Source organism: Micromonospora echinofusca, assembly GCF_017614955.1.
Taxonomy (GTDB): domain Bacteria; phylum Actinomycetota; class Actinomycetes; order Mycobacteriales; family Micromonosporaceae; genus Micromonospora; species Micromonospora echinofusca_A.
The window spans coordinates 1-7869 of record NZ_WVUH01000331.1 but is presented as its reverse complement, the minus strand read 5'-3'; the positions used below and the strand labels follow the sequence as shown (position 1 = coordinate 7869).

Genomic DNA, 7869 nt, shown 5'->3' with positions numbered 1-7869 from the left:
CGACCGGGGCGGCCGGGGCGACCGGGGCGGTCAGTACCGCCGCGCCGCCGTTGGCCGGGGCCGCTGCCGCCGGTACGCCGCCGTTGGTCGGGACCACCGGCCCACCGTTCGTCGGTGCCGGCGCCACGGGTGCCGGTCCGGCCGGGGCGGGGCTCACCGGGGCCGGCGGCAGTACCGTCGGCGCGGCCAACGCGGCCTGCGGCGCGGATCCGGCCGGCAGGGCGAACGGCGGGTACGCCTCGGCGGGCTGCCAGACCAGTCGGCCGGCCGGCCCTTCGGCGAAGTAGGCGAGCATGACGTCCCGCTGGGAGGCGATCATCTCCCGGGTGGTGCGGAGGAACTCGCCGAGCAGCTCGCCCCGGCTGTCGTGGCCGCCGTTGGGGGCGGCCCCGTTCGATGCTGTCATCGACAACTCCTTGATCCGTCGCGGAGGGGTCATGCCTCCGGGCAGGCAGTTACCGTCCTGGTCGCGGACGAGTTGACCGTCGACCGTCCAGATCGGACGCCGGTCCGACCCGGTGGTGGGGCTACCGGGGGAGACCCGGTCGTGGAACAACCAGCCGGTCTGTACGGGCACGCCGGCACAGGCCAGTTCGGCGAGGGCGAGCAGGAAGCTGCGCAGCCCCTCGGTGGTGCTCCGTTCGGTGGCCACCGCCAGGTGCGGCCGGTCGCCGAGCACCGACCGGACCAGCTTGGTGAGCACCTGTCCGGGGCCGGTCTCCAGGAAGATCCGGACCCCGCTGGCGTACATCGCCTCGATCTGTTCGACGAACCGCACCGGGGCGCCGATCTGCTCGGCGAGCTGGCGGCGGACCTGGTCGGCGCCCCCGGTGTAGGTGCCGGCCGTCAGGTTCGACCAGACCGGCAGCTCCGGCTGGCGGATCGGCCGGGACGCCAGTACCGCGGCGAACCGGTCGACGCCACCGGAGACGACCGGACTGTGGAAGGCGCAGGCCACCGAGAGACCCCGGGCGGAGAGCCCGGCCGCCTTGAGCGCCGCCACGGCTGCCTGGACGGCGGCGGTCGGACCGGAGATCACCACCTGGGTGGGGGCGTTCTGGTTGGCCAGGACCACCTCGCTGGACAGTCCGGCCTCGGCGAGTACCCGTCCCACCTGGTCGGCGGTGCCGGTGACCGCGGCCATGGTGCCGGGGTCGTCGCCGCAGGCGTCGAGGATCGAGGCGGCCCGCCGCCGGCTGAGGTCCAGTAGCGTGGCCGGGTCGAAGGCCCCGGCGACGCAGAGACCGACCAGCTCGCCGTAGCTGTGCCCGGCGGTGGTGTCGGGTCGTACGCCGACCCGGCGCAGCAGGTGGTCGACGGCCAGGCCACCGATGCCCAGGGCAGGCTGGGCGACCCGGGTGTCCCGGACCTGCTCCTCCTGTGCCCGGCGGTGCTCCTGGTCGAAGGCGGTCGGCGGGAACATCAGCTCCGCCACGTCCCGGTCCAGGGTCAGGTACCGCCGCAGCTCGGGGAAGGCCACGAACAGTTCGGCGAGCGCGCCGGGCCGCTGGCTGCCCTGACCGGGGAAGAGGAAGGCGAGCTGACCGGCCGGTACCTGGGCCGGCTCGGCCGGCTGGACCAACCCCCGGCCGGGGTCGTGTTCCCCGGCCAGGGCCCGGCCCAGCAGGGTGGCCAACTCGTCGAGGTCACGGGCGACGACCGCCACCCGGACCGGCCCGGACCGGCCGGCGGACTGCGCGGCGACGGTGGCGGCCAGCTCGGCGAGCGACCCGGTCCGGCCCTGCCGCAGTTCGTCGGCGAGCTTGCGGACCGCCTGGTGGGCGGCCTCGGTGTCGATGCCCCGGAAGCAGAACAGCTCCGCCGGCCAGGTCTGCCGGCTGTGCCGGGGCTCGGGCACGTCGGCGTAGGCGCTGAGCACCACGTGGAAGTTGGTGCCGCCGAAGCCGAACGCGCTCACCCCGGCGATCCGCTCCTGGGGCGGGGCGGTCCACGGCCTGGCCTCGGTGTAGAAGGCGAACGGGCTGCGCTCCGGGCTCCAGGCCGGGTTGGGATTCTGCAGGTGGATCGTGGGCGGCTTGACCCCGGTGTACAACGCGAGGGCCGTCTTGATCACACCGGCCAGACCGGCGGCGCACTTGGTGTGCCCGATCTGCGACTTGACCGAGCCGAGCGCGCAGCTCCCGGGCTCGGCTCCGGACTCGACGAAGAGTTTCGTCAGGGTCTCCAGTTCGGTCCGGTCGCCCACCACGGTGCCGGTACCGTGCGCCTCGACCAGTCCCACCTGGCGGGGGGAGATGCCGGTACGCCGGTAGGCCCGGTCGAGCGCCCGGCGCTGGCCGTCCGGCCGGGGCGCGGTGAGCCCGAGGGCCCGCCCGTCGCTGGCCCCGCCGAGCCCCTTGACCACCGCGTAGATCCGGTCACCGTCGCGTTCGGCGTCGGCGAGCCGCTTCAGGACGACACACGCCACCCCCTCGCCCAGGGCGATGCCGTCGCCGGTGCTGTCGAAGGTGCGGCACCGGCCGGTGGGGGAGAGCGCGTGCGCGGAGGTGAACATCAGGTAGTCGTTGATGCCGTTGTGCAGGTCGGCGCCACCGCAGATCATCAGGTCGCTGTCCCCGGAGACCAGCTCCTTGCAGGCCGCGTCCATCGCGGCGAGGGACGAGGCGCAGGCGGCGTCCACGGTGAAGTTCGGTCCGCCCAGGTCTAGCCGGTTGGCCACCCGGCCGGCGATGACGTTCGCCAGGACCCCGGGGAAGCTGTCCTCGTTGACGGTGGGGAGCTGGTCCTCCAGCTCCTCGGGTACCTCACCGAGGTAGGCGGGGAGCATGGTGCGCAGGGTCTGCGCGTGACCCATGTCGCTGCCCGCCTCGGCACCGAAGACGACACCGGTCCGGGAGTGGTCCACCCCGGGGGCGTCGTACGCGTACCCGGCGTCCACCAGGGCCCGGTGGGAGACCTCCAGGGCCAGCAGCTGGGTGGGGTCGATGCTGCTCAACGCGGCCGGTGGGATGCCGTAGCGGATCGCGTCGAACGGGACCGGGTCGATGAACCCACCCCACTTGGAGACACTGATCCGGCCGGTCTGACCCGGCCCCACCTCCGGGGCGTAGTAGTGGTCGACGTTCCAGCGCTGGGGCGGCACCTCACCGACCGCATCGGTACCGCTGAGCACGGTCTGCCAGAAGCTGGCCAGATCCGGGGAGCCCGGCAGCATGCAGGCCATCCCGACGATCGCGACGTCCAGCGGCGCGGGCGGCTCCTCGACCGGCTCGACCCGCTCGGTCAGCCCGGCGGCCAACCCGGCGGTACGCGCCGCGTGCAGCTCCTGGGCACCGGTGCTGACCTGCGCGTGCAGCTCGGCCACCGTGGTGGTGCGGTCGCGGAGGGCGGCCACCTGGCCGGCCATGAAGAGCCCCTCGGCGGCCTGGGTCGCCTCGTCCACCCGGACGAGGTTGTCCCCGTCGCGTCGCAGGCCCTTGCTGGCCAGCCGGAGCCGGCCGACGTTGAGCAGTTCCAACTGCTCCCAGACCTCGCGGCTCTCCACCCCGGCGGTCTCCAGCTCGACCCGGAGCCGGTGGAAGTCGTCGACGAACGGGGTGTGCAGGCAACGGGTGGCGTGGCCGGGCGCGGTCTCCAACAGGGCGGTACTGGTGGCCTCGACCGCCGCCTGCTGGAACAGCGGCTGCACCGCGCCGTGCGTGACGGCCTCGGCGGTGAAGAGGTAGGCGGTGCCCATCAGCACGCCGATCTGGACGCCCCGGCGGGTCAGCGACCCGGCGGTCGCCGCGACCATGGCGGCGGACCGGGCGTCGTGCACCCCACCGGCGAAGAAGACCTGGATCCGGGCGGCCTGGTCCGGCTGGCCGGTGAGGAACTCGTCGAGGACCAGCAGTTGAGCCTCCCAGAGCGGGAAGCTGGCCCGGGGACCGACGTGCCCACCGCACTCCGCGCCCTCGAAGATGAACTTGCGGGCGCCGGCCCGGAGGAACTGCCGCAGCAGGCCGGGCGACGGGACGTGCAGGAACGTGCTGATGCCCTGTTCCTCCAGGGCTTTCGCCTGCGGCGGCCGGCCACCGGCGATGATCGCGTACCGGGGACGGATGGCCCGGATCACGTCGAGCTGTGCCGCGCGCAGTTCCTCGGGAGCGAAGCCGAGGACGCCGACGCCCCACGGCCGGTCGCCGAGCTGGGCGGCGGTCTCCTCCAACATCCGGCGGGACTGTTCCGCGCTGGCCAGGGCGAGGGCGATGAACGGCAGGCCACCGTCGGCGGCGACGGCGGAGGCGAACCCGGCCACGTCGCTGACCCGGGTCATCGGTCCCTGGGCCACCGGCATCTGGATGCCGAGGCTGGTGGCGAGCGGACCGCCGGGGGCCAGTGCGAGTCCGGCGTCCCGGTCCGAGGCGGCGGCCAGCATCGCGTCCCGGATGCCGCGTACCGCCGCTGCCGTGTCGGTCCAGCGGTCGGCGAACACCGCCGCGAGCCAGCCGTCCTGCCCGATCGGCAGGAGTGCCGAGGCGCTGTCGTGCCGGCCACCGCGCCGGGTGCCCCGCTCCCCGTCGACCAGGACCGTCTCGCTGCCGTCGAGGTGCCGGAACAGGGCGAGCACGTCGTCGGGCAGCTCGGATTCGGGCATCAGGGCGAGCTGGTTGTCCAGCACCACGCCGGCGGCACCACCGATCAGGCAGGCCCCCGCGGTGTGCGGGCCGATCCCGCCGGCCACCCAGACGGGCAGGTCGAGGTGGTCGTCCGCGACGATCTGCTGGAGCAGGACGAAGGAGCTGAGGTCGCTGACCCGGCCACCGGCTTCCATGCCCCGGGCGATCAGGCCGTGCGCGCCGGCGGCGGCGGCCGTCCGGGCCTCGGCCAGGCTGGTCACCTCGGCCAGAACCCGGTACCGGGAGACCGCCCCGGCGAGGTCCCAGGGGGAGTCGGCCGGCAGGACCACCAGGTCGGCCCGGCCGCTGGCCGCCTGGTCGACCTGGTCGGGGGTGGCCCGGCAGCCGGCGGGGACACGTACCCCGACCGGCTCCCGGGTCCAGGAGGTGGCCTGGGTCAAGGCACTGAGGGCCCAGTCGTCTCCTGCGGCCAGATCCAGGACGCCCAGTCCGCCGCCTCGCCGAGCGGCGGCCGCGATGCGGGGACCGGGCTCCAGGAGGCCGCAGGGACTGATGGCCAGGACTAGGTCGCGCGTGTTCGGTGCAGGTCTCATCGGGCTCCCACTTCGTATCGCGGTGGTCTCGCGTTGCGACGGGCTTGATCGGGGTCCAGGTCGGCTGATGGCCGAATGCAATTTGCCGCGATCAATTGAGCAGCGCGTATTAAGTTAGCTTTGCTGAGTTACGACTCCGTTAAATCTCATCAAGTTGATCGGCGACGTGAAGTTTGCAGTGGTGAAGCCCATGTCGATCATCCGAGGCGTGTCCGTTCCTGTGGTTTCGACGGCATTAGAGCGCCCTCGGACACGCTTGTAACAAGTCACATTGTTAACAACGTGGAGGCGCTCCCAGTGCTGGGTGACGCTCCGTCAGGGCGGGTTCGGTGAATGTTCATCCCACCATGTGGACTGCCTCTTGCCCGGCGGCGTGCCCTGCGCGAACGATGCCGTACATCGATGACCTTCATCGATGTAAAAGCGTTAGTCCTATCAATTATCTAGGAAATGCAGGGAGGGTTTCGTGGCGGTCGGTGTGTCTGACTGTGCGGTTCCAGATCTCCGAACCTCCGGGTCGGATCGGCTCTGACCTGGTAACAAGGTGCGTCGAGAAGACCCGCCCGCCGGGCGTCGACGTGCAGAATGATCACTCTTTTGGCAGTGCTGCGCTGATCCCCGCCTCGGCCGGTCCGGCCGGGTCGACCGCTCCCCGATGGCAAGCGGAAGTTCGGGGATTCAGCGTCCCCCCGGGCCGGATCGGCGTTCGGCTAATCGCATCTGACCTGTGCCAATGGCCGACGCGAACGTAATTACCAAGTGGCAACGATTCGCGGAACCGGCACCGTCGTTACCCTCTCCTACTCGACTGGCGGTGAACAATGTCCAAGATTCTTCTCCTTGCTCTGGTTGGTCTAGGTGCCCAATTAGTCGACGGCAGCCTGGGGATGGCGTACGGAGTGACATCCACCACACTTCTGCTCGCTATCAACACCAACGCGGCAGTGGCGTCGGCCAGCGTTCATCTCGCGGAAATCGGGACGACACTGGTCTCCGGTGCCGCGCATTGGCGATTCGGTAACGTCGACTGGCGGGTCGTGGTCAAGGTCGGGGTACCGGGTGCGATCGGGGCCTTCGCCGGGGCGACCTTCCTCACCAACCTGAGCACCGCCTTCGCGGCCCCGGTCATGTCGCTGATCCTGCTCAGCCTGGGCATCTACCTGCTCGCCCGGTTCACCACCTTCGGGCTGCCCCGGGGAAACCTCGGCAAGCCGCTGCGCAAGCGGTTCCTCGGCCCGCTCGGGCTGGTCGCCGGTTTCGTCGACGCCACCGGCGGCGGTGGCTGGGGGCCGATCGGCACCCCGGCGATCCTGGCCAGCGGACGGATGGAGCCGCGCAAGGTGATCGGCTCGATCGACACCAGCGAGTTCCTGGTGGCGATCGCCGCGAGCTTCGGCTTCCTGGTCGCCCTCGGCTCCCAGAACCTCGACTTCATGCTGGTCGGTGCCCTGCTCGTCGGCGGCATGGTGGCCGCGCCGATCGCCGCCTGGCTGGTCCGCAAGGTGCCGCCCCGGGTTCTCGGCTCGGCGGTCGGCGGGGTCATCGTCCTCACCAACTCCCGGACGCTGCTGGCCAGCGACTGGATCGACGCCTCCACCGGGGTGCGTTACGGCTGCTACGCGCTGATCCTCGCGGTCTGGGCGGCGGCCGTGGTCCACTCGGTCCGCCAGCACCTGGCCGACCGGGTCGAGCCACTGCCCGCCGGTGAGGCGGGTCACCACTGAGTGCGACGGGCGCCGGCATGAGGGCCGGCGGTGAGGCGGGTCACCACTGAGTGCGACGGGCGTCGGCATGAGGGCCGGCGGGTCGGCGCCGCGCCCGGGCGCCCGGGCCGTCGGCCCGGGTCGCGGGTACGGCCGACCCACATCCGGGGCAGCCCTCACATGTGGGTCAGCCACGCATCGTCGCTGGTGACCGGCGCGGATAATGACGCTGCCGGGTAGGGCAAGATGGCGCCACGGCCCATGCGCAGCGTCGTGCCGGCCGGGGGAGGGGTATCACAGTGGGTGACGTGCTCTGGGCGCCGCCGGCAGACGTACGCGAAACGTCCCGGATCGGTGACTACCTGCGCTGGCTACGGGCGGAGCGGGGGCTGGACTTCGCCGACTACGACAGCCTGTGGCAGTGGTCGGTGACCGACCTGGACGCCTTCTGGCGTTCGGTCTGGGACTACTTCGAGGTCATCGCGCACACCCCACCGACCGGCACCCTGGCCGGGCGGACCATGCCGGGCGCCCGCTGGTTCCCCGGCGCCACCCTCAACTACGCCGAGCACGTGCTGCGGATGCCCGGGCTGGCTGACGGCGATCCGGTGGTGATCGCCCACAGCCAGACCCGGGGACCGGTCACCCTCACCGCCGCCGAGCTGCGTGAACAGGTCCGTCGGGTGGCGGCCGGCCTGCGCCGGCTCGGGGTCGGCCCCGGCGACCGGGTGGCCGCGTACGCACCGAACATCCCGGAGACCTTCGTCCTGCTGCTGGCCACGGCCAGCCTCGGCGCGATCTTCTCCTCCTGCGCGCCGGAGTTCGGTACCCGCAGTGTCACCGACCGCTGGCAGCAGATCGAACCGACGGTACTGGTGGCGGTGGACGGCTACCGGTACGGCGACAAGGCGGTGGACCGCCGGTCCGAGGTGGCGGCGATCCGGGCGGCGCTGCCCTCGCTGACGTACACCGTGCAGCTGCGCTACCTGGACC

3 protein-coding genes are annotated in these 7869 nt (G+C 71.9%); 2 read left to right on the top strand and 1 reads right to left on the bottom strand.

Translation table 11 applies throughout. The features are described from left to right. Positions 1-5020, bottom strand: a 5020-nt coding sequence (locus GSF22_RS27350; RefSeq protein ID WP_280116985.1) for a type I polyketide synthase, incomplete at its 3' end; no start/stop codon positions are given. A 974-nt stretch (positions 5021-5994) separates the two neighbouring features. On the opposite strand from GSF22_RS27350, the gene GSF22_RS27345 reads away from it, so the two are divergent. Further along, positions 5995-6897 carry a sulfite exporter TauE/SafE family protein gene (locus GSF22_RS27345; protein WP_208816616.1) on the top strand — a complete coding sequence of 301 codons (903 nt, stop codon included), beginning with the start codon at positions 5995-5997 and terminating at the stop codon, positions 6895-6897. A 278-nt stretch (positions 6898-7175) separates the two neighbouring features. Beyond that, the coding region (locus GSF22_RS27340; RefSeq protein ID WP_208816615.1) for an AMP-binding protein at positions 7176-7869 on the top strand (694 nt) is incomplete at its 3' end.